This is a genomic window from Morganella morganii (assembly GCF_019242955.1).
Lineage (GTDB): Bacteria > Pseudomonadota > Gammaproteobacteria > Enterobacterales > Enterobacteriaceae > Morganella > Morganella sibonii.
On the sequence record NZ_CP066129.1, the window covers coordinates 3,923,979 to 3,946,859 of the forward strand.

The 22,881-nt window shown below is 52.4% G+C and carries 19 protein-coding genes and 4 tRNA genes; 2 read left to right on the forward strand and 21 right to left on the reverse strand.

Going from position 1 to position 22,881, the window contains the following annotated elements; genetic code table 11:
• Positions 1 to 65 precede the first annotated feature (65 nt).
• The 18 genes from JC793_RS18355 to trxA all read right to left on the reverse strand — a co-directional run bounded on the left by JC793_RS18355 (position 66) and on the right by trxA (position 15,813).
• Positions 66 to 142 (reverse strand) — tRNA-Pro (locus JC793_RS18355).
• Between the two features lie 22 nt (positions 143 to 164).
• A tRNA-Leu gene (locus JC793_RS18360) sits at positions 165 to 251 on the reverse strand.
• Between the two features lie 36 nt (positions 252 to 287).
• Positions 288 to 363: transfer RNA gene (locus JC793_RS18365), tRNA-His, on the reverse strand.
• Between the two features lie 66 nt (positions 364 to 429).
• Positions 430 to 506, reverse strand: a tRNA-Arg gene (locus JC793_RS18370).
• A 146-nt stretch (positions 507 to 652) separates the two neighbouring features.
• Entirely contained in the window at positions 653 to 1,414 is a 762-nt protein-coding gene (gene wecG, locus JC793_RS18375) for a lipopolysaccharide N-acetylmannosaminouronosyltransferase (protein ID WP_046894221.1), read from the reverse strand.
• Between the two features lie 9 nt (positions 1,415 to 1,423).
• Entirely contained in the window at positions 1,424 to 2,779 is a 1,356-nt protein-coding gene (wzyE, locus tag JC793_RS18380; RefSeq protein ID WP_046894220.1) for an ECA oligosaccharide polymerase, read from the reverse strand.
• On the reverse strand, positions 2,776 to 3,864 hold the full coding sequence (locus JC793_RS18385) for a TDP-N-acetylfucosamine:lipid II N-acetylfucosaminyltransferase (RefSeq protein ID WP_218426979.1): 1,089 nt from the start codon (positions 3,862 to 3,864) through the stop codon (positions 2,776 to 2,778). Before JC793_RS18385 ends, wzyE begins: the two co-directional genes overlap by 4 nt.
• Entirely contained in the window at positions 3,861 to 5,114 is a 1,254-nt protein-coding gene (gene wzxE / locus JC793_RS18390) for a lipid III flippase WzxE (RefSeq protein WP_107680514.1), read from the reverse strand. The genes JC793_RS18385 and wzxE overlap by 4 nt, the downstream gene beginning before the upstream one ends.
• Position 5,115: 1 nt before the next feature.
• Positions 5,116 to 6,246, reverse strand: coding sequence for a dTDP-4-amino-4,6-dideoxygalactose transaminase (rffA, locus tag JC793_RS18395; protein ID WP_046894217.1), 1,131 nt, complete (start codon positions 6,244 to 6,246; stop codon positions 5,116 to 5,118).
• Entirely contained in the window at positions 6,233 to 6,958 is a 726-nt protein-coding gene (rffC, locus tag JC793_RS18400) for a dTDP-4-amino-4,6-dideoxy-D-galactose acyltransferase (RefSeq protein WP_218426981.1), read from the reverse strand. Before rffC ends, rffA begins: the two co-directional genes overlap by 14 nt.
• The gene (rfbA, locus tag JC793_RS18405) at positions 6,936 to 7,817 is read right to left on the reverse strand and encodes a glucose-1-phosphate thymidylyltransferase RfbA (RefSeq protein ID WP_218426982.1); all 882 of its coding nucleotides are present in this window, start codon (positions 7,815 to 7,817) and stop codon (positions 6,936 to 6,938) included. The genes rffC and rfbA overlap by 23 nt, the downstream gene beginning before the upstream one ends.
• Before the next feature lie 9 nt (positions 7,818 to 7,826).
• Positions 7,827 to 8,906: a dTDP-glucose 4,6-dehydratase gene (gene rffG / locus JC793_RS18410; RefSeq protein WP_218426983.1), complete on the reverse strand. Its 1,080-nt coding sequence runs from the start codon at positions 8,904 to 8,906 to the stop codon at positions 7,827 to 7,829.
• A complete protein-coding gene (wecC, locus tag JC793_RS18415; RefSeq protein WP_054425268.1) occupies positions 8,897 to 10,159 on the reverse strand; it encodes a UDP-N-acetyl-D-mannosamine dehydrogenase in 1,263 nt (420 codons plus the stop codon). Before wecC ends, rffG begins: the two co-directional genes overlap by 10 nt.
• Positions 10,156 to 11,286, reverse strand: a complete 1,131-nt coding sequence (gene wecB, locus JC793_RS18420) for a non-hydrolyzing UDP-N-acetylglucosamine 2-epimerase (RefSeq protein WP_052926753.1) — start codon at positions 11,284 to 11,286, stop codon at positions 10,156 to 10,158. Before wecB ends, wecC begins: the two co-directional genes overlap by 4 nt.
• Before the next feature lie 109 nt (positions 11,287 to 11,395).
• Complete coding sequence (gene wzzE / locus JC793_RS18425) at positions 11,396 to 12,451, reverse strand: ECA polysaccharide chain length modulation protein (protein WP_054424121.1); 1,056 nt, start codon at positions 12,449 to 12,451, stop codon at positions 11,396 to 11,398.
• A 28-nt stretch (positions 12,452 to 12,479) separates the two neighbouring features.
• Positions 12,480 to 13,556: a UDP-N-acetylglucosamine--undecaprenyl-phosphate N-acetylglucosaminephosphotransferase gene (gene wecA / locus JC793_RS18430; protein ID WP_107680510.1), complete on the reverse strand. Its 1,077-nt coding sequence runs from the start codon at positions 13,554 to 13,556 to the stop codon at positions 12,480 to 12,482.
• Positions 13,557 to 13,754: 198 nt separating this feature from the next.
• Positions 13,755 to 15,014 carry a transcription termination factor Rho gene (rho, locus tag JC793_RS18435; RefSeq protein WP_046894210.1) on the reverse strand — a complete coding sequence of 420 codons (1,260 nt, stop codon included), beginning with the start codon at positions 15,012 to 15,014 and terminating at the stop codon, positions 13,755 to 13,757.
• A gap of 472 nt (positions 15,015 to 15,486) precedes the next feature.
• Entirely contained in the window at positions 15,487 to 15,813 is a 327-nt protein-coding gene (gene trxA / locus JC793_RS18440; protein ID WP_046894209.1) for a thioredoxin TrxA, read from the reverse strand.
• Between the two features lie 119 nt (positions 15,814 to 15,932).
• Between trxA and rhlB the strand changes: the two genes are divergently transcribed.
• Together rhlB and gppA are read left to right on the forward strand one after the other, a co-directional pair.
• Positions 15,933 to 17,228 carry an ATP-dependent RNA helicase RhlB gene (gene rhlB / locus JC793_RS18445; protein ID WP_046894208.1) on the forward strand — a complete coding sequence of 432 codons (1,296 nt, stop codon included), beginning with the start codon at positions 15,933 to 15,935 and terminating at the stop codon, positions 17,226 to 17,228.
• Between the two features lie 8 nt (positions 17,229 to 17,236).
• Complete coding sequence (gene gppA, locus JC793_RS18450) at positions 17,237 to 18,745, forward strand: guanosine-5'-triphosphate,3'-diphosphate diphosphatase (RefSeq protein WP_166708807.1); 1,509 nt, start codon at positions 17,237 to 17,239, stop codon at positions 18,743 to 18,745.
• 17 nt (positions 18,746 to 18,762) lie between these two features.
• Here gppA and JC793_RS18455 read toward each other — a convergent pair whose 3' ends face one another.
• From JC793_RS18455 to ilvC, 3 genes are all read right to left on the reverse strand, one after another.
• Positions 18,763 to 18,984, reverse strand: coding sequence for a DUF6500 family protein (locus tag JC793_RS18455; protein ID WP_046894206.1), 222 nt, complete (start codon positions 18,982 to 18,984; stop codon positions 18,763 to 18,765).
• The gene (gene rep / locus JC793_RS18460; RefSeq protein WP_218426984.1) at positions 18,981 to 21,011 is read right to left on the reverse strand and encodes a DNA helicase Rep; all 2,031 of its coding nucleotides are present in this window, start codon (positions 21,009 to 21,011) and stop codon (positions 18,981 to 18,983) included. The genes JC793_RS18455 and rep overlap by 4 nt, the downstream gene beginning before the upstream one ends.
• A gap of 139 nt (positions 21,012 to 21,150) precedes the next feature.
• Positions 21,151 to 22,626: a ketol-acid reductoisomerase gene (gene ilvC / locus JC793_RS18465; protein ID WP_166708809.1), complete on the reverse strand. Its 1,476-nt coding sequence runs from the start codon at positions 22,624 to 22,626 to the stop codon at positions 21,151 to 21,153.
• Positions 22,627 to 22,881: the final 255 nt, after the last annotated feature.

Here is a 22,881-nt window from a genome sequence, read left to right on the forward strand (position 1 = left end):
GGACAGGAAAAACGGAAACCGCAGAAACGAAAAAGCCCCGCTGTAAGCGGGGCTTTCTCTGAATATGGTCGGCGAGATAGGATTCGAACCTACGACCCACTGGTCCCAAACCAGTTGCGCTACCAAGCTGCGCTACTCGCCGAAAGGCTGACTTTTCATGATGATGGTGCGAAGGGGGGGACTTGAACCCCCACGTCCGTAAGAACACTAACACCTGAAGCTAGCGCGTCTACCAATTCCGCCACCCTCGCAGGTTCATCACTACAGTCATGTTACATGTTATTAAATGGGGTGGCTAATGGGACTCGAACCCACGACGACTGGAATCACAATCCAGGGCTCTACCAACTGAGCTATAGCCACCATAACATCGCAACATTTTACTACTTACAACAACGAAATACTATACCGTAACTCTTACACGCATAATGGCGCGCCCGACAGGATTCGAACCTGAGACCTCTGCCTCCGGAGGGCAGCGCTCTATCCAGCTGAGCTACGGGCGCTTTGCGCCGTTGCGGGAGAGGATAGTACGGATTTCTCATGCGTCTGTCCAGTGCTTTTTTTCACAAATGTATTGTTTGCTCAGTCTTTGCCCGCTTTGCTGATAAAGAGAGCATTTTCCCGCAAAAAGCCGCCCGGACAGGGGCAATTATAATTTATTACCGTAGTAATAACCCAGAAATTTCAGCAGTTTTAGCTGACGGCGGAAACGGGTCGGTTGTGATAACAGGCGGTAAAGCCACTCCAGTCCCATATTCTGCCACACTTTAGGCGCACGCTTCACATGACCGGTAAAGACGTCGTAAGTACCGCCCACTCCCATATACAGAGCATCCGGGTGGATCTTACGGCAGTCGCGCATAAAGATTTCCTGTTTCGGCGAGCCCATTGCCACCGTCACGATTTTCGCGCCGCTGTCACGGATACGCTCAAACAGGGCATCACGCTGTTCTGCGGTGAAATAGCCGTCCTGTGTGCCAGCCAGATTCACATTCCATTGCGATTTCAGTTTTGCTTCGGTTTCCGCCAGCACTTCCGGCTTGCCGCCGACAAGAAAGACCGGGGTGTTTTCCTGCCCGGCGCGTTCCATCAGTCCTTCCCACAAATCTGCTCCGGCAATCCGCGTCACATCCGCCTGCGGGTACTTGCGGCGGATAGCACGGACAATACTGATTCCGTCCGCATACAGGTATTCCGCATTGCTCAGCAGTGTGTGCAGAGCCTCGTCCTGTTCGGCGGTCATGACTTTCTCGGCATTGATCGCCACCAGCGTGCCGGTTCTGACCTGCCCGTCCTTACACAGATAATCCAGAAAATGCGCCTGATTCCGGAAGCCCTGAATCGGGTGGTTACGGATAGAATACTGCGGGATATTTTCCGCGCTGCCGGCATCAGAAGATAACGGTTCCATGCTAATTCCTTACGATGAAAGACGGGTGCGTTTGCCCTTTGAAATCACATAATGGCGGATAAGCCCGGCCGTTTCGAACAGCCAGTACAGTAATTTCGCCGCCACCAGACAAAAGCCAAAAATAAGACAGAAAAACACCACGCGGGAAACGAATGAATCCATTCCCTCGCGGGCCAGTACAATCATGTTAAATATCGCGCCGAAGCAAAATGCATGCAGAATGGCCGCTTTATAACGGTTTGTCTCCCGTTTGCCCAGTTCATACAGCCAGTCGAACCATTTGATAATCAGCCCGACCACCACCGCACCGAGCGGGATAAACCAGAAGCCGCCCATCACCACCAGTGAGCCGATCAGCGTCGGTGAAATCGCCAGCCCGGAATGGTTGTTCAGCACTTCCCAGGTAAAATAGTTCGCCGCATTGAGCACGGTATCCGGCCGGTCCGGCCACAGCCAGGACGGAATAAAGACATAAAAATCACGGATGATCGGCGCCAGTCCCTGAAACTCAATTTTGTCGTAGTTATTCAGCAGCAGGCCGAGGTTTTCCCACGGCGAGAAGGTATCGCGGGTCAGATAGAGGAACGTATAAAACGCCTCTGCCCCGCTGACATCCAGACTGTAGCGTTTGAGCGCCAGCCAGAACATTCCCACCACGCCGAAGACTCCGGCGCTGACCAGCATCCACAGCGAAATCCAGCCGCGCACAATCCCGATAAACAGGAACAGCGCAAATGCAATAATGATATTCGCGCGGGTGCCGCCGACAATCACATAGGTCATAATCCCGAACGCCACCGTGGCGATCAGGAAGAAAATCCAGCGCTGAAATGTCGGTTTGAGGAAAAATACCACCAGCATCGCGGGGATAAAGAAGTAGAAAAAGCGCTTTAAGGCCACACCGGTGACCTGACTCGAGAAAATCTGACTGTAGGTTTTCAGTTTAAACAGCAACAGCCCGTTTTCCATAAAGAAAATCCCCGCCGTCCCGATAGCAATCGCCGCCAGCAGCAACCAGGTGAGCCGGGTTTCGGTTTTGTTCATGGAAAACAACGGTGCACCACTGTAAACCGTATCGGGTTTGCGCAGCCGGGTTTTATATGCCACATAATAAATCGCATAGAAACTGACTGACGCCAGCAGCGCCTGTAACAGCGCGGACGGCGGCACCACCTGCACATCAAACTGGAAAACCAGGGCAAAGGTAAACGGAAAACCGAAAAAGAATGTCAGCAGATACAACATCGAGAAAAAGATATTAAAACTGAAGCGGACCCGGCGGAATTCGCGGTAGGTCAGCAGCAGAATAAAGGCCAGCGAGATAAACCAGACGGCAAACAGCCCGATAAAATCAAACTGACTCATGCCTGTTTCTCCTGCGCGGTCGCCAGTGCCTGCTCCCAGCCCTGCACAAAATTCGGGCTGAAGAAGGCGATTTTTTCACGGTCAAGCGCAAACAGCTGCTCCCGGGCCTGCGCCACGACGTCCGGTGTCACGTCATCACCGTAAAACAGCACCGGCACCTGCTGCTCGGTCATATCCTGCCAGAACGGGTTCTGACGGCTTATCACAAACGGAATACCGAACTGGATCAGCAGACAGAGTGTGCCGATCCCCTGCTGGCGGTTAAAGATAAAATAGCCGAGATCGCATTGTTTCAGCAGGTTCAGATAGATATCAAAATCCATTTTGTCTTTCAGGATCTCTGCCTGCTGATGAGGGAACAACTGCTGCGCGAAAGCATCCACTTCGGCAATATAGTCCCCGTTGTTTTCCGGATAGCCCATCGGGATGATGATTTTCACCTTCTCCCCGAACTGCTCACGGATGCGTGTCAGCGCCTCTTTGTGGCGGTTTGAGCGATCACCCGAGTTACCCAGCAGGATCATCATATTATCGTCACCACGAGGCTCAGGCGGCGTTAAAACCGTCAGTGACGGGTCCATCCGCGTCGGGAAATAGAGCAGCTCAGCCGGTATCTTCGGGCAGAGCTGGGCAAAATAGTTTAAATCCCCGCGCGTGCCGAACACATGGCCGACCCGCTTTTGTGCCAGACGGCGCAGATGATAAAACAGTCTGAATTTCAGCTGACGGGAATCCTCATACAGATCCGCGCCCCAGATATGCCAGTAAAACTGATGACGTTTAATTTTGCCTGATAATAACGCCAGCCATATCAGGGCATTAAACTGACCATGGAAGAAAAAGCGGCACTGCCGGTCACTTTTTGCTTTGGCAGTGACGGCATTCGCCAGGCTTTTTTTATCCGGCCAGACATCCAGTTCCAGGTTGGGATATTGCGCCAGAAGCTGCCCGGCGGTAGAAACAACCATAAACTCCGGCATTTCCTCACGCGGCAGTTGCGGTGCCAGCACATCATTGAAGAAGCGCAGCACGGTCTGGTTATGATGCGGGATATCAGATCCTAAAACGTGAATTAAAGTTGTCATGCTCGCCTGCAATAGATCAGAAATACGCTACAACACAAAAGGAAGTAGATAATATATGTCAGCATATACGCCTGCGCCGCACCAACCGCACCGTGTGCCGGAATCAGCCAGTACGCGGACAGCGTCAGTAACGCAAACTGTGTCACTTCCGTGAGGATATAAAACCGTAGCGCGGCTTTGGCAATCACCAGATACCCGAAGACGTAAGCACCCACTTTCAGGACATCACCGACCAGCTGCCAGGCAAACAGGTCGCGCATCCCGGTAAATTGATCAGTGAACAACAGCCAGATAGCAAAATCGCGCAGCAGCCAGACCATAAAACTGGCCGCAGCCACCGCCGGTAACACAAATTTCAGCGATTTAATAATCTCACGGCGGATATCACTTTTTTCCTGTAACCGCGATAATGTCGGCAGCAGATACACAGAGAACGACGCGGTAATAAACTGAAGATACGCATCCGAAATACTGGTCACACCGCCCCATATCCCCACTTCCTCCCAGCTGTAGCGGGAGGCCAGCAGGTTCCGCATCATGATGTACGCCACCGGCAGAGTAACTGCGGTCATCAGCGCCATCAGTGTGAATTTCCCCAGATGGGATGCGATTGCCCGGTCCCAGGCCGGTTTCAGCTCAGAAAGCGGGAAGTGGCGGCGGCGCAGCAGCATGGCGAAAGCCGGAATAATAATCAGCGCCGGTACCAGTGCAAGCCCGGCCAGTGCACCGTCATAGCCCCACCAGTGCTGGCAGAGGTAATACGCCGTGACGCCGATCAGACTGCCTGCGATCAGTGCCAGCGCATTCCCGGATGCATCACGATAGCCTTTGATAATCGCCAGAAAATAGTTGGCATAAGCAATCCCCATCTGGATAAAGGCTACCGCGGCAACCACATCCTGATAGGCGTCATTACCATCAAACAGCGCCATACTGATCGGTCTGCTGAACAGCAGGAACACAATCGCCAGCAGTGTCGAGAACACCAGAATCAGGGTTGAGGACGTGCCTAATACCGCGCGGCGTTTTTCCGCGTCATCACGGTGCTCGGCAATATATTTGGTTACGCCGTTAAAAATACCGGCACCGGACAATACCCCCAGCACCGTAATCAGCTGGCGGAAGTTCAGCGCCTGGCCGATACCGGCCGGGCCGAATGTCAGCGCCATTAATTTAATGACCAGCAGCCCCGCCCCGATTTTGATCAGGGTGGAGCCTGCGGTCCAGACAGAAGCTTTGGCTAAGGACATACTACGCGAAGAAGCCCTTAATCAGATGGATCACGCGCTGCTGCTCGTCTTCTGTCATGTTGTAGAACATCGGCAGACGTACCAGGCGCTCGCTTTCACGGGTGGTAAAGATATCCTCACCGTCAAAACGGCCGAATTCCATACCGGCCGGGCAGCTGTGCAGCGGCACATAATGGAATACGGTCAGCACGTCGTTTGCTTTCATGTACTCGCTGAATGCGGTGCGCTCAGCCACATCTTTCAGTTTGATGTAGAACATGTGCGCGTTCTGTTCCAGATTTTCCGGCACCACCGGCAGGGTCAGCAGGCCATCCTGCGCCAGCGGGGTCAGTGCATCATAGTAAATCTGCCAGAATGCCAGACGGCGTTCGTTGATTTTCTCTGCTTCTTCCAGCTGGGCCCACAGATACGCAGCCTGTAAATCAGACATCAGGTAGCTGGAACCGATATCACGCCAGGTGTATTTATCGACCTGTCCGCGGAAAAACTCGCTGCGGTTGGTGCCTTTCTCGCGGACAATTTCCGCACGGCCAATCATCGCCGGATCGTTAATCAGCGTGGCACCGCCCTCACCGCCGGAGGAGTAGTTTTTGGTTTCGTGGAAGCTGTAGCAGCCGATATGGCCGATAGAGCCCAGCGCGCGGCCTTTGTATGTTGACATCACGCCCTGCGCGGCGTCTTCCACCACATAGAGGTTATATTTCTTCGCCAGCGCCATGATGGTGTCCATTTCACAAGCCACGCCTGCATAATGCACCGGCACAATCGCTTTGGTTTTATCTGTGATAGCCGCTTCGATTTTGGTTTCATCGATGTTCATGGTGTCCGGACGGATATCGACAAACACCACTTTCGCACCGCGCAGCACAAAGGCGTTAGAGGTGGAAACAAAGGTATAGCTCGGCATGATGACTTCATCACCCGGCTGAATATCCAGCAGAATCGCAGCCATTTCCAGCGAGGCGGTACAGGATGGGGTCAGCAGGACTTTGGCGCTGCCGAACCGTTTTTCCATCCACTCTTCGCATTTTTTGGTGAACGAACCGTCACCGCACAGCTTGCCGCTTTGCATGGCCTGCTGCATATATTCAACTTCAGTGCCGACTACAGGTGGTTTATTAAATGGAATCATTGCATCCTCGGTATAACCAGTAGGCAGTGCTGTCAACCGCACCACCGCTTTTTGTATAAAGGCGCATTGCCGCAAGATTACTGAGCTGTGTTGCCACCCGTAATACCCGGCAGTGATGTTCTGCACACCACTGTTGCGCCGCCGACATTAATTTCAGGCCGATACCCTGACCCTGATTGCCCGGCAGTACCGCCAGCAGCCCGATGCGGGCGCTGTGTTCATCTGTCTGACGGAGAGTGACAAACCCGGCAATCTCATTATTTTTATTGCGGATCAGCAGACAATCTTTATCAAATGTCCCGCGTACCGCTTTTTCCGCCCACACCGCATAAAACCGGGCACTGTCATCCGGCTGATACCACGGCGCACGGAAACGGCTCTGACTGAAAACCTGTGCCGCTGCCTGTTTTATGACCGGGATATCCGTTTCATCCGCATAACAGAGTGTGCAGTCAGATACTGCATTTTCTGTGCCACTCTTGAGTGACAATGCAAAATCCACTTCACTTTCCGCAAGGGAAAAGCCAAGCGCCGATAAACCGTCCAGTGCCGCGTTATCCCCGGCACTGATTTTGGCCTGCACCAGGTCATACGGCGCAAAATCAGCCGCAGACAGGGGTGCTGCGTCCGGGGAAAATGCCAGTTTTGCCGTTTTCAGGGCAAAAAAGTCACTTTCCCAGACGAGATGCTCAATACTGGCGCGGACGGACATGGAGTAAGTTCTTCAGATACTGACCATAACCGGTCTTCGCCAGCTGACGGGCGGATTCCGCCACCTGTTCGTCATTCAGCCAGCCGTTGCGCCAGGCAATCTCTTCCAGACAGGCAATTTTAAAGCCCTGACGTTTTTCAACGGTCTGCACAAAGGTGCTGGCTTCAATCAGGCTGTCGTGTGTACCGGTGTCCAGCCAGGCAAAACCACGTCCAAGCAGCTCAACATTCAGTTCACCGCGCTCCAGATATATCTGGTTGATACTGGTGATTTCCAGTTCGCCGCGCTCAGATGGTTTTACCTGCTTCGCGATATCAACGACCTGATTATCATAGAAATAGAGCCCGGTAACCGCCCAGTTGGATTTCGGATGAACCGGTTTTTCCTCAATCGACAGCGCGCGGAATTCATCATCAAATTCCACCACACCGAAACGTTCCGGGTCCATCACCTGGTAACCGAATACCGTTGCGCCGTGCGTACGGGCCGCCACGCTTTTCAGTTTCGGACTGAACGCATGACCGAAGAAAATATTATCCCCCAGCACCAGACTGCAACTGTCGCCACCGATAAATTCCTCACCGATGATAAAGGCCTGCGCCAGGCCATCCGGCGACGGCTGTTCGGCATAACTCAGGGAAATACCGAACTGATCACCGTTACCCAGCAGGCGGCGGAATGACGGTAAATCTTCCGGCGTGGAGATGATCAGAACCTCGCGGATACCGGCCAGCATCAGCACGGACAGCGGATAGTAGATCATCGGTTTGTCGTAAATCGGCAGCAGCTGTTTTGACACCCCGCGGGTAATCGGGTGCAACCGTGTTCCGGAGCCGCCCGCCAGAATAATTCCTTTCATACCAGCCTCTTACTTATCCTGTCCCAGTCCCAGACGCTGTCCGGCATACGAGCCGTCCTGCACCCGGCGCCACCAGGTTTCATTATTCAGATACCATTCCACCGTTTTGCGGATGCCGGATTCAAACGTTTCCTGCGGACGCCAGCCAAGATCATGCGCAATCTTGTCAGCATCAATCGCATAACGCAGATCATGCCCCGGACGGTCTGTCACATAGGTGATAAGGTCACGGTATTGCCCGACACCGGCCGGTTTCTGCGGATGCAGCTCTTCCAGCAAATCACAGATAGTTTCCACCACCTGAATATTTTTGCGTTCGTTATGACCGCCGATATTGTAGGTTTCACCGATAGCTGCCTGTGTCACCACGGTATACAGGGCGCGGGCATGGTCATCCACAAACAGCCAGTCACGGATCTGCTCACCTTTGCCGTAGACCGGCAGCGGTTTGCCGGAAATCGCATTGAGGATAACCAGCGGAATCAGTTTTTCCGGAAAATGGTACGGCCCGTAGTTATTCGAGCAGTTAGTGATGACGGACGGGAAGCCGTAAGTCCGCTGCCAGGCGCGTACCAGATGGTCACTGGAGGCTTTCGACGCAGAGTACGGGCTGCTCGGCGCATACGGTGTGGTTTCGGTGAAAAAGCCGTCAGGCCCTTCCAGGTCACCGTACACTTCATCGGTGGAAATATGGTGGAAACGGAATGCGGATTTTTTCTCCGCATCCAGAGCAGTCCAGTAATGGCGTGCCGCTTCCAGCAGTGTGTAAGTACCCACAATGTTGGTTTCGATAAACGCAGCAGGGCCGTCGATAGAGCGATCCACATGACTTTCCGCCGCCAGATGCATCACCGCATCAGGCTGATACTGTGCAAACACACGGTCAAGCGCCGCGCGGTCACAAATATCCACCTGCTCAAAGGCATAGCGGGAATCGTCTGCCACCGGTGCCAGTGATTCGAGGTTACCGGCATAGGTCAGTTTATCAACCACCACCACGCTGTCTGCGGTGTCACGGATAATATGACGCACAACCGCAGAGCCGATAAAACCGGCTCCGCCTGTCACTAAAATACGTTTCAACGCCATACTCCTTTGGTATCGATGATCCATTTCTGCGGGATCTGGCTGCCCGGAATACCTTTGAACGGGGTATGATCCACCAGCAGCAGAATGATATCCGCATCAGTAATTGCTTTTTCGATAGAGACCAGCTCTGCCAGACCTTTCAGTTTGTTCGGCAGCTCATGCACGTTCGGCTCAACGGCCAGGGTTTTCCCTGCATGCCACTCAGCGACCATTTTGGTGACCTGAACCGCCGGGCTTTCACGCAGATCGTCGATGTTTGGTTTGAATGCCAGACCAAAGCAGGCGATGGTGACTTCGTTAGCACGTTTGCCGGTTTCAGTCAGACAATCAGCAACCGCTTGTTTTACCTGATCAATTACCCACAGTGGTTTGCCGTCGTTAACCAGACGCGCAGTGTGGATCAGACGGGCCTGTTTCGGGTTTTGTGCCACGATAAACCACGGGTCAACCGCGATACAGTGGCCGCCGACACCCGGACCCGGCTGTAAAATATTCACACGCGGATGGCGGTTTGCCAGGCTGATAAGTTCCCAGACATTGATGCCCTGATCAGCACAAATCAGTGATAATTCATTCGCAAACGCAATGTTTACATCGCGGAAGCTGTTTTCGGTCAGTTTGCACATCTCAGCGGTACGTGCGTTAGTGATGACACACTCACCTTCCAGGAAGATGTAATAGAGTTCACTGGCGCGTTTTGAGGATTTTGGGGTCATCCCGCCGACCACACGGTCGTTTTTAATCAGTTCAACCATCACCTGACCCGGCAGTACACGCTCAGGGCAATAGGCGATATCGATATCCGATTCTTCACCCGCCTGCTGCGGGAAAGTCAGATCGGGACGTGCCGCTGCCAGCCACTCTGCCATCTGCTCAGTCGCACCGACCGGTGAGGTGGATTCCAGAATAATCAGGTCACCTTTTTTCAGTACCGGGGCGATAGATTCCGCCGCAGACTGCACGAAAGCCAGATCCGGCTCGTGATCACCTTTAAATGGTGTCGGTACGGCAATCAGGAATGCATCCGCAGGCTGTGGTTTGGTGAACGCTTTCAGGAAACCGCCTTCCACCGCTGTTTTCACAACCGCGCCCAGGTCCGGCTCCACAATATGAATTTCACCACGGTTAATGGTATCAACCGCATGCTGGTTAACGTCCACACCAACCACATTCTTCTGACGGGAAGCGAAAGCTGCCGCTGTTGGTAAACCGATATAACCCAGACCGACAACAGAAATAGTTTCAAAACTCATAATGTCACCTGATTGTTTTTCAATGCTTCAAGAATACGCTGGCACGCTTTTCCGTCCCCGTAAGGGTTATGTGAACGGCTCATCTCATGATAAGCCGCCGGATCGGTCAGCAATCGCGTTACTTCACGAACGATAGTGCCGGTTTCGGTGCCGACCAGACGAACAGTCCCGGCGTCAATCGCCTCCGGACGTTCGGTGGTATCGCGCATCACCAGAACCGGTTTACCTAATGACGGTGCTTCTTCCTGAATTCCGCCGGAATCAGTCAGGATCATATAAGCATGGTTCATAAGATAGACAAAAGGAAGGTAATCCTGCGGACTGATCAGCACAATATTGCTGATATCATGCAGAATCCGTTTTACCGGCTCACTAACATTCGGATTGAGGTGAACCGGGTAGACAATCTGTACTTCCGGATGCGTCGTGGCAATCTCCGCCAGGGCATGGCAAATCCGCTCAAACCCGCCGCCGAAACTCTCACGGCGGTGGCCGGTAACCAGAATCATTTTTTTGCTGCTATCGATAAACGGATATTGTGCATCCAGCTGTGCCAGCAGGGCTTTATCCTGCATGATACGGTCACGGACCGCGAGCAGCGCATCAATCACCGTATTACCGGTGACGAAAATATGATTGTCGCTGATCCCTTCACGCAGCAGGTTTTCGCGCGAGTTTTGTGTCGGCGCGAAATGGTACATCGCCAGATGTCCGGCAATTTTGCGGTTGGCCTCTTCCGGCCACGGCGAGTACAGGTTTCCGGTACGCAGACCGGCTTCCACATGGCCGACCGGGATACGCTGGTAGAACGCCGCCAGGCTGGTTGCCATGGTGGTTGCGGTATCGCCGTGAACCAGAACGACATCCGGTTTAAAGTCGGCCAGAACCGGCTTTAAACCTTCAAGAATACGACAGGTAATATCTGTTAAATCCTGTCCCGGGCGCATAATATTGAGATCATAATCCGGTGTGATCTCAAAAAGGTGTAATACCTGATCCAGCATTTCACGATGCTGCGCGGTCACACAGACTTTTGCCTCAAAAGCCTGATCCGCTGCCAGCGCATGTACCAGCGGCGCCATTTTGATGGCTTCCGGACGGGTACCAAATACAGTCAATACTTTCACTGAGATTCTCTTTTATTTTATATGATATCCGGCTTTCCGGCCGGTGGCGGTTACCCGCCTTAAAACAGGCCGGGAACAGCGCCCCGGCCGGTTATTCTGCCGCTGCCGTTTACGGACGGCGGCGAACCAGTGCCACACCGGCACCGGTCAGTGCACCGATAAAGCCCCACATAATCATCATGAAGGCGCGGCGCGGGCTGTCACGTTTTACCGGCTCATCCGGTGTCCGCAGATAGCGGTAGGCACGGAAGTTATCTTCCAGCGCCGGACCGACATTCAGCGTCGACAGCATGGCAATGTTCTGCTCGTAGTCTTTGTCAAACTCCGGTCCGGCCGCTTCCAGTGTCTCCAGACGCGCCTGTAACATCGGCGTTCCTAACAGGAACAGCTGGGATGACGGCAGTTCTTCCGCCGGTACATCTGTCCGGCTGCGGCTGATCCCCTGTTTCTGTGCCGCTGTGATAGCATTTTTCAGCTGTCCGGTTTCACGCTGATACAGTGATTCCGCCACCATATTCTGACGTTTGACCAGCGCTTTAAGTGACTGCGTCCGGGTTGCCCATGCGCCTTTCAGCTCATCATTCAGATTCTGAGCCGCACGCGCATTAGCAAAATCCACATACTGATTCAGCAGTTTTGCAGAATCGGCCGCGGATTCCGCCGTCAGGGTCAGTGTGTCATTCACCAGTTTCTTCGTGTCATCACGCGGGGTCAGTGTGATGTTATTAATCATTTCGTCCAGCAATGCCGCATCCGCTTTGGCATCATTTTCCATACGGGACTTGTAGTAATCCGTCTGTAACCAGAAATCCCGGCGGGTATCGTAGGAGGCCGCCTGGGTAATGAACTCCTGGTAAGCCTCATTCGGGATCGGCAGCAGTGCGGAAGATTCCTGTGCGGCATTCAGATGCGTGTCCAGATTGCGCATAAATTGCTGCTGCGAATAATATCCGCCTAAATTATTAACTGTCGGATAGTCGGTAATCGCCGTGGAGTTCCACTTCTGCTGCATAAAATAACTGGCACCCAGTGCAACCAGCGCAAACACAACCGCCATTCCGGCTATCCATAATTTTCCGCGCCATAACGACATAAATAACGCGCGGATATCTAATTCCTGGTCATACTGCGTTTGTTGCGGGTCCGGAGTATTTTCTGAACGCATATCAACATGTGCCTCTGTGGTTAAAAATTTAGTGAGTGACCGACTTACGACGCACGCGGCGTCTGTGGCGTTTGATAAAACGGGCCACTTTCCAGGCGCGTTTTATGCAGTAGCCGTACATAATAAAAGCAAGCAGGAACAGAACCAGCATCACCCATTCAGGGACAAAACTGAGGACCTGTCCGGTAATACCGATAGCTGCCAATACGGCTGCAGCAAGGGTTATCACCACAAAGGATTCACGGGACGTAAACCCGGAACGCATAATCAGGTGATGAATATGCTGGCGATCCGGTGAGAACGGGCTCATTCCTTTACGCAGACGGCGGTACATAATGGCCACCATATCCATCAGCGGAATAGCGATAATCCACAGTGCCGTCACCGCATTGATCGCATGCGGCTCCCCGCCCTGTGATGCCGATGTCAGCAGCCAGATAATGGTGAATCCGATCAATGTACTGCCCGCATCCCCCATAAACACTTTAAAGCGGCGGCCGAACAGCCCCAGGTTAAAGCAGATATACGGCAGAATGGCAGCGATAAACGTAAAGCACCAGAATGCCAGACCACTGTTACCGCTCAGGGCAAACAGAATACCCAGCGCGCCGAAAGAGACGCAGGAAAGCCCGCCGAGCAGCCCGTCGATACCATCCACCATATTGAACGCATTCACCGCGCCCCATACCGCAAACAGGGTCAGGACATAGCTGAACGGCCCGAGTGTCAGTTCCCACGGCCCGAATGCATAACCCAGGCTGTCGAGTTTCAGGTTGGCGAATACCATCATAATGATGGCGACCACCGCCTGAACACCGGCACGCAGTTTCACACTGAGATCAAACCGGTCATCAAGCGCGCCGACCAGCACCAGTGCACCGGCACATCCGAGATAAATAAATTTATGCGCAATAAACTCATCACTGATGAGAAAAGCAAAACAGACGCTGATAAAAATAGAAATTCCGCCGACTAACGGAACCAGCCCCTGATGCTTTTTGCGGAAATTGGGTTTATCCACCAAACCGACAGCGACGCCGGCCTTACGGGCAACAAAGACCGTAGCGGTGGCGAACACAAATATGATTAGGAGTTCAGTTAACATAGTGAGATTCACAGCAACCCTTTCAGATATTTTTATTATCCCTGCCGGCGGACATCACCGTGCAGAACCTGCCATAACCAGGCAAATAATACATGCAAGAAACATACCACACCCTGTAATACGGGGGTTTCATGCATGACCGGTAAAAAAAAAACGCCACAATATATGCGGCGTCAGTAATAAAGTGTCGTCAAACAGCTACGAGCGTTTCATGAAGTCGAAGAACTCTTCGTTGGTCTTCGTCATCGCGAGTTTGTTAATCAGGAACTCCATCGCATCAATCTCACCCATCGGATGGATGATTTTGCGCAGGATCCACATTTTCTGCAGTTCGTCCTGAGTAGTCAGCAGCTCTTCTTTACGTGTACCGGAACGGTTGTAATCAATCGCCGGGAAGACACGTTTTTCTGCAATCTTACGGGACAGGTGTAATTCCATGTTACCTGTACCTTTAAACTCTTCGTAGATCACTTCATCCATCTTCGACCCGGTATCAACCAGTGCCGTTGCGATGATAGTCAGGCTTCCGCCCTCTTCCACGTTACGTGCAGCACCGAAGAAACGCTTAGGGCGATGCAGGGCGTTGGCGTCCACACCACCGGTCAGTACTTTACCGGAGGACGGTACGACGGTGTTGTAGGCACGGGCCAGACGGGTAATAGAGTCGAGCAGAATGATGACATCTTTTTTATGCTCAACCAGACGTTTGGCTTTTTCGATAACCATTTCCGCGACCTGAACGTGACGCGCAGCCGGTTCATCAAAGGTGGATGCGATAACTTCACCTTTAACCAGACGCTGCATCTCGGTCACTTCTTCCGGACGTTCGTCGATCAGCAGAACCATCAGCACACAGTCAGGATAGTTATGTGCGATATTGGCCGCGATATTCTGCAGCAGCATGGTTTTACCGGCTTTCGGCGGTGCCACAATCAGACCACGCTGACCACGGCCGATAGGTGCGGCGAGATCAAGAACACGGGCGGTTAAATCTTCTGTTGAACCATTACCGCGCTCCATACGCAGACGACGGTTTGCGTGCAGCGGAGTTAAGTTTTCAAACAGGATTTTACTGCGGGCGTTTTCAGGTTTGTCGAAGTTGACTTCATTAACTTTCAGCAGGGCAAAATAACGTTCGCCTTCTTTCGGCGGCCGGATTTTACCTGAAATGGTATCACCGGTACGAAGGTTAAAGCGGCGGATTTGGCTGGGAGAAACGTAGATATCATCAGGACCTGCGAGGTATGAACTGTCACCGGAGCGGAGGAAACCGAAGCCGTCCTGCAATATTTCCAGCACACCGTCACCGAAAATATCCTCGCCGCTCTTCGCGTGCTGCTTAAGGATAGAGAAGATGATGTCCTGTTTTCTCATGCGGGCCAGGTTTTCCAGCCCCATATTTTCGCCAAGAGTAATCAGCTCTGATACCGGCGTATTCTTTAATTCGGTAAGATTCATAATGGTGGGTTCTTTGACTCGGGGTGTATCTCGAATTATGAACGTGAATAATACGGTAACGTTATCGTTACCAGGTTAATTTTTTACAAAACCGATTTTCACTGTTAATACGAATATTTTTGCATTTCCAGGTAATCGTCTGCAAGGCTGACTGTGAACACCCGGCACAGGGCAAGATGTGATGCACATCCTATTTGGGAGAACAAATTGGGTGACATTCCCGCAAATTAGATTTATCTCCGAGGGATAACCGGACACAGGGACCGGACTATCGGATACCTTGATGTATCCGGAGATAACAGACTTTCAGACACTACAGAGTTGTCAGTATGCTATGCTGTCAGAAGAGTTCGGGCGATACCTGATCAGCTGGCGCTAACTTATCATGCTTCAGAGAAGACGTCCAGCGGGTGAACAAGGATTAATTCACGTTCCCGCAGGACATCTTAGCGATACAGACTGAAACCGGCTATCAGATATTGTTATCAATAAACGTTTTCAGCTGGGTTTTGGATACCGCACCAACCTGCGTTGCCTTCACCGCACCGTCTTTAAACAGCAGCAATGTCGGGATACCGCGGATGCCGTATTGTGGCGCAGTCTGCGGGTTATCATCAATGTTCAGTTTTGCGATGGTGATTTTACCTGCATATTCATCGGCGATTTCGTCTAGAATAGGGGCAATCATTTTACACGGGCCACACCAGGCTGCCCAAAAATCAACGAGCACAGGGCCGTTTGCTTTTAAGACGCTTTGTTCGAAAACGGAATCAGTCAGGTGAATAATTTTATCGCTCATTGTTCCACTCCAAAATTTGTACGATACCCGGTTAGTCTAACATTAATTAATGATAGGATTTACCTATTTCAGCGGATAGACTTCCGTAACGCAACATTAAACTGATATTCTACCTAAATATGAGCAAAACACATTTAACAGACAAGAAGTTTTCTGACTTCGCCTTGCATACTAAAGTGGTAGAAGCACTTGATTCTAAGGGCTTTTATAACTGCACGCCTATTCAGGCGCTGACACTTCCCCTGACGATCAACGGCCGGGATGTTGCAGGACAGGCACAAACAGGAACAGGGAAGACGCTGGCATTTCTGACGTCAACGTTTCATCATCTACTCACTCATCCGGCACCGGAAGGCCGTAAAATCAATCAGCCGCGTGCGCTGATTATGGCACCGACCCGCGAACTCGCGGTACAGATCCACTCAGATGCTGAGCCTCTGTCACAACTTACCGGGCTGAAAACCGGCCTGGCTTACGGCGGTGACGGCTACGACAAACAAATCAAAGTGCTGGATGAAGGCGTCGATGTGATTATCGGCACCACAGGGCGCTTAATCGACTTCGCCAAACAGGGTCGTCTTGACCTGAGCGCCATTCAGGTTGTGGTTCTCGATGAAGCAGACCGTATGTACGATCTCGGCTTTATCAAAGATATCCGCTGGCTGTTCCGTCATATGCCGCCATGTGCCGAGCGTATGAATCTGCTGTTCTCCGCGACACTCTCTTACCGTGTCCGCGAGCTGGCGTTTGAACAGATGAACAACCCGGAATACATTGAAATTGAGCCGGAACAGCGTACCGGTCACCGGATCAAAGAAGAGTTATTCTATCCGTCCAATGAAGAAAAAATGCGCCTCCTCCAGACACTGCTGGAAGAAGAGTGGCCGGATCGCTGCATTATTTTCGCCAATACCAAGCACCGCTGTGAAGATATCTGGGCACACCTGGCCGCTGACGGTCACCGTGTCGGCCTGCTGACCGGCGATGTGGCGCAGAAAAAACGCCTGCGTATTCTTGAAGATTTCACTCACGGTAATCTGGATATTCTGGTGGCAACGGATGTTGCGGCCCGTGGTCTGCATATCCCGTCCGTCACGCACGTCTTTAACTATGATCTGCCGGATGACTGTGAAGATTACGTTCACCGTATCGGCCGTACCGGACGTGCCGGGGAAAGTGGTCACTCCATCAGCCTGGCCTGTGAAGAGTACGCACTGAACCTGCCTGCAATCGAGGAATATACCGGACATCCGATTCCGGTCAGTAAATACAACAGCGATGCACTGCTGACTGAGCTGCCGGTGCCGAAGCGCCGCCGCCGTCCGCCGCGCACCGGAGGTGGTCAGAACCGCCGCAATATGCCGCGCCGCAACAGCAACGGGCCGCGTCATAACAATAACCGAACCAAACGCTGAAGGCTGACATGCTGAGATCGTCCTCGCTTTATGCTGCCATCGATCTGGGTTCCAACAGCTTTCATATGCTGGTGGTACGGGAGATCGCGGGCAGTATTCAGGTACTGTCGCGGGTAAAACGCAAAGTGCGTCTCGCGGCCGGGCTGGATAAAGATAATATCCTGTCACCGGCAGCAATGGCCCGCGGCTGGCAGTGCCTGCGCCTGTTTTCAGAACATCTGCAGGATATCCCGGATTCCCAGATCCGTGTGGTGGCAACCGCTACCCTGCGTCTGGCCAAAAATGCCGGTGAATTTCTGGAAACAGCTGCGGAGATCCTCGGCCATCCGGTCACGGTTATCCGGGGCGAGGAAGAAGCCCGCCTGATTTATCAGGGCGTCGCTCATACCACCGGCGGGTCAGACAAACGTCTGGTGGTTGATATCGGCGGCGGCAGTACCGAACTGGTGACCGGCAGCGGCACCAAAACCACGGAACTGTTCAGTCTGGAGATGGGTTGTGTCACCTGGCTGGAACGCTATTTTACCGATCGTTCCCTGACCACAGAAAATTTCGCCGGTGCCGAACAGGCTGCCCGAGATATTATCGCACCGGTCGCTCCTGCCCTTCTGGCGCAGGGCTGGCAGGTGTGTGTCGGGGCATCCGGCACCGTCCAGGCACTCCAGGAAATCATGATTGCTCAGGGCATGGATGAACAAATCACCCTGCCGAAGCTGCAACAGCTGAAACGCAAAGCGATTGAGTGCGGTAAACTTGAAGAACTGGAGATTGAAGGACTGACGCTGGAACGGGCACTTGTGTTTCCGAGCGGGCTGGCCATTCTTATCGCGATTTTCGACACACTCGGCATTGACGGTATGACCCTCGCCGGTGGTGCACTGCGGGAAGGGCTGGTCTACGGTATGCTGGAATTGCCGGTAGAGCAGGACATCCGCACCCGGACACTGAAAAATATTCAGAAACGCTTTCAGATCGATGCGGATCAGGGAAAACGGGTCCGCCAGTTAGCGGATCATTTTTTTCAGCAGGTGGCAACCGCCTGGCAACTGGATATCCGCTGTCGTGAACTGCTCAGCAGCGCCGCGCTGATCCATGAAATCGGGCTGAGTGTTGATTTCCGCAAAGGTCCGGAGCATGCCGGTTATCTGGTCAGCAATCTGGACTTACCCGGTTTCACACCGGCACAGCGCCGGCTGTTAGCGGTGCTGCTGCGCAATCAGAGTGGCCCGTTAGATATCCATTCTCTCAATCAGCAAAATGCACTGACGCCTCGTGAAGCCGGCTGCCTGTGTCGCCTGCTGCGTCTGGCGATTATTTTTGCCAGCCGCCGCCGTGATGACACCCTGCCGTCGCTGCGCATCCGGGCATCTGCCGAAGGGCTGATTGTCACACTGCCGGTCGGCTGGCAGCAATCACATCCGCTGCGCGCAGAAGCATTACAGCAGGAAATTCAGTGGCAGAGTTATGTGCAGTGGTCACTGATGCTGGAAGAACAGAAGCCATCCACCCTCGGCTGACAGATAATAAGCCCTGATTATCCGTTTTCGGACATTATCAGGGCTTTAATTTTATGAGCCTTTTCAAAGTGATCCAACTTACGGGTCATAATCCACCACGTAGCGGCTTCCATCAGTAATTCCGGATCATCATTTTTATTGGCAAAAAACGCGTAAAACGATAAACCTGTATTTTCACCTTTTTTCAGTATTTTATCATCACATACCGCGATCATTTTTGCTCTGAGTGATTCCCTCATCCGTTTTCTTCCTTTTTCTTTGCCAGCATCGCCTTCAGCCCGGCCACACCGCGCAGCCCGGTCTGTTGTTTCTCCTCGGCGGTTTTCACCACTTTTTTGCCGTCGTCCCAGTGCAGATCATCCTGCGGCAGTTCATAGAGAAACCGGCTCGGTTCCGGGCGGATCAGTTCACCGTACTGGCGGCGCTCACGGCACAGAGTAAAAAAGAGGGATTTCTGCGCACGGGTAATCCCCACATAAGCCAGACGACGCTCTTCATCCACATTATCCTCATCGATACTGGACTGATGCGGCAGAATTCCCTCTTCCATTCCCACCAGGAAAACATACGGAAATTCCAGCCCCTTTGAGGCATGCAGCGTCATCAGCTGAACCTGATCCAGCTCTTCCGCCTCTTCACCACGTTCCATCATGTCACGCAGGGTAAAGCGGGTGACAACCTGTGCCAGCGTCATCGGCTCATTAAGATCATCGCCTTCCAGCATTTCCGCCATCCAGCTGAACAGCTGATCGACGTTTTTCATCCGCATCTCAGCGGCTTTCGGGCTGGCAGACGTTTCAAACAGCCAGCTCTGATAATCCAGACCATGCAATAAATCACGCACTGCGATCAGTGGCTCGCGCTCAACCAATTTTTCCACATCGGCCAGCCAGCCGGTAAAATTCGTCAGTGCCGCCAGTCCCTGACCGGAAAGCGTCTGCCCCAGACCAAGATCAAAACTGGCCTGATACAAACTTTTGTCCCGCGTATTGGCCCACTCACCCAACTTCTGGATAGTGGCCGGTCCTATTCCCCGGCGCGGTGTGTTCACGATGCGCAGAAAAGCACTGTCATCTTCCGGGTTGGTCAGCACCCGCAGATACGCCAGCAGATCCTTGATTTCCGGACGGGAGAAGAAAGAGGTTCCGCCGGAAATCCGGTACGGGATCCGGTTTTGCATCAGCATTTTTTCAAAGATCCGCGACTGATGATTACCGCGGTATAAGATCGCGTAATCTTTATAATCGGTCTTATTGATAAAGTGATGGGCAATCAGCTCCCCGACCACCCGCTCCGCTTCATGATCTTCATTATTTGCCGTGATCACCTTCATCGGATCACCATAACCGAGGTTTGAAAATAGCTGCTTTTCAAACACATGCGGGTTATTGGCGATCAGGATATTCGCCGCATTCAGAATACAGCCGGACGAGCGGTAATTCTGCTCCAGCTTGATGACCCGCAGTTCCGGAAAATCTTTACTCAGCTGCACCAGGTTTTTCGGTTGTGCGCCGCGCCATGAATAAATTGACTGATCATCATCACCCACGACAGTAAAATTCGCACGTTTGCCGACCAGCAGCTTCACCAGCTGATACTGACTGGTGTTAGTATCCTGATACTCATCCACCAGCAGATAACGGATACGCTGCTGCCAGCGTTCGCACACCTGCTCATCACGGGCAAACAACAGCGTCGGTTTAGTAATAAGGTCGTCGAAATCAAGCACATTGCAACTGCTCAGATGCAGCTCATAACGGCGGTAACACTCGGCAAATGTCTGTTCGCGCTCTGATCGCGCCAGCCCTTTTGCCTGTTCCGGCGTCAGCAGGGCATTTTTCCAGTTGGAGATCTGACTGATCAGTTGTTTCAGCAAATCTTTGTCTTCTTCCAGATGATCAAACGTCAGCTCTTTGAGCAGTGCGAGCTGATCCTGATCGTCGAACAGAGAGAAATTACTTTTCATTCCCAGCGCTTTGTATTCCCGCTTGATGATTTCCAGCCCCAGCGTATGGAATGTCGAGATCATAAGCCCTTTGGTCTCTTTACGGCCCAGCGTCTGAGCCACACGCTCTTTCATTTCCCGCGCGGCTTTATTGGTAAAAGTCACCGCCGCAATCTGCCGCGGCTGATAGCCGGTATTGCGGATAAGATGAGCAATTTTATTGGTGATCACACGGGTTTTGCCGGAGCCGGCGCCCGCAAGCACGAGGCAGGGGCCCCGAACATACTCAACCGCCTGCTGCTGACCGGGATTTAATTTCATACGCGCAGTTAACTCGACTTAATACTGGAACAGGAGGGAATTGTAGCAGAAAGGCACAGCAGAAGTGTAACCGGACACCGCTCATTAAAACAGAAAACGGCACCCGAAGGTGCCGTGAGATAATATCATTATTCTGTTATCAGCCGCCGACTGCGATACGTTTCATATCAGTCATATAACCACGCAGGGTTTTACCCACGGTTTCAATCGGATGCTGACGGATCGCTTCATTGATATCACGCAGTTGCGCGTTATCCGTGCCGTGGTCCGTGCCGGATTTGCCCAGGTCACCCGGTTGCAGTGATGCCATAAAATCTTTCAGTAACGGCACTGCCGCAAACGAGAACAGGTAGTTACCGTATTCCGCAGTATCCGAGATAACCACGTTCATTTCATACAGACGCTTACGGGCAATCGTGTTGGCGATCAGCGGCAACTCATGCAGTGATTCATAATAGGCGGATTCCGCAATGATCCCCGCATCAATCATGGTTTCAAAGGCCAGCTCAACACCGGCTTTCACCATTGCCACCATGACAACACCGTGGTCAAAGTATTCCTGCTCACTGATTTTCTGCTCAGAATCCGGGTAATTTTCAAACGCTGTTTTGCCGGTTTCTTCGCGCCATGTCAGCAGGTTTTTGTCATCATTCGCCCAGTCAGCCATCATCGTTGAGGAGAAATGACCGGAAATGATGTCATCCATATGTTTTTCAAACAAGGTTTTCATCTGTACTTTCAGGGTTTCAGACAGCTGATAAGCACGGATTTTTGCCGGATTGGACAATCTGTCCATCATCAGCGTGATACCACCCTGTTTCAGTGCTTCGGTAATGGTTTCCCAGCCGTACTGGATCAGTTTGCCCGCATACGCCGGGTCTGCACCGTCAGCAACCATTTTGTCATAACAGAGCAGCGAACCAGCCTGCAACATACCGCAGAGGATAGTCTGCTCACCCATCAGGTCAGATTTAACTTCCGCAACAAAAGATGATTCCAGAACACCGGCACGATGGCCACCGGTCGCCGCAGCCCAGGCTTTGGCAATCGCCAGGCCTTCGCCTTTGGCATCATTTTCCGGATGCACCGCAATCAGCGTCGGTACACCAAAGCCGCGTTTGTACTCTTCACGTACTTCTGTTCCCGGACATTTCGGTGCCACCATCACAACCGTGATATCCGGACGGATAGTTTCGCCGACTTCGACAATATTGAAGCCGTGTGAGTAACCCAGTGCCGCGCCGGATTTCATCAGTGGCTGAACCGCTTTAACCACCGCAGAGTGCTGTTTGTCCGGCGTCAGGTTAACCACCAGGTCAGCCTGCGGGATCAGGTCTTCATACGTGCCGACGGTGAAACCGTTTTCGGTGGCACGGCGCCATGACGTACGTTTCTCATCAATCGCCTCCTGACGCAGTGCATAAGCGATATCCAGACCGGAATCGCGCATGTTCAGCCCCTGGTTCAGCCCCTGTGCACCACAGCCGACAATCACCACTTTTTTGCCTTTGAGATACCCTGCCTCGTCCGCAAATTCTTCGCGCGCCATAAACCGGCATTTGCCTAACTGCGCCAGCTGCTGGCGCAAATTCAGTGTATTAAAATAATTCGCCATGGTGACTCCGTGTATTGTGTTTGCTCAGATTGCTGTCTTTGCAGCACTGATTTCGTTATTCGGCGGTGTGATATACCCAACGTCATTCAAAGTGCAGGCAGGCGGCAAGGGAAAACAGACGGGGAGCATACATCAGTATGTGACCCGGCTGGCTGAGTGCAGCCAACGAACCTGCGGTTTGAATGAATAAGGGTATAAACACCCTTTATTTATAATGACTATATGTCATGATTTTCATTGCTTAAATTGATATAT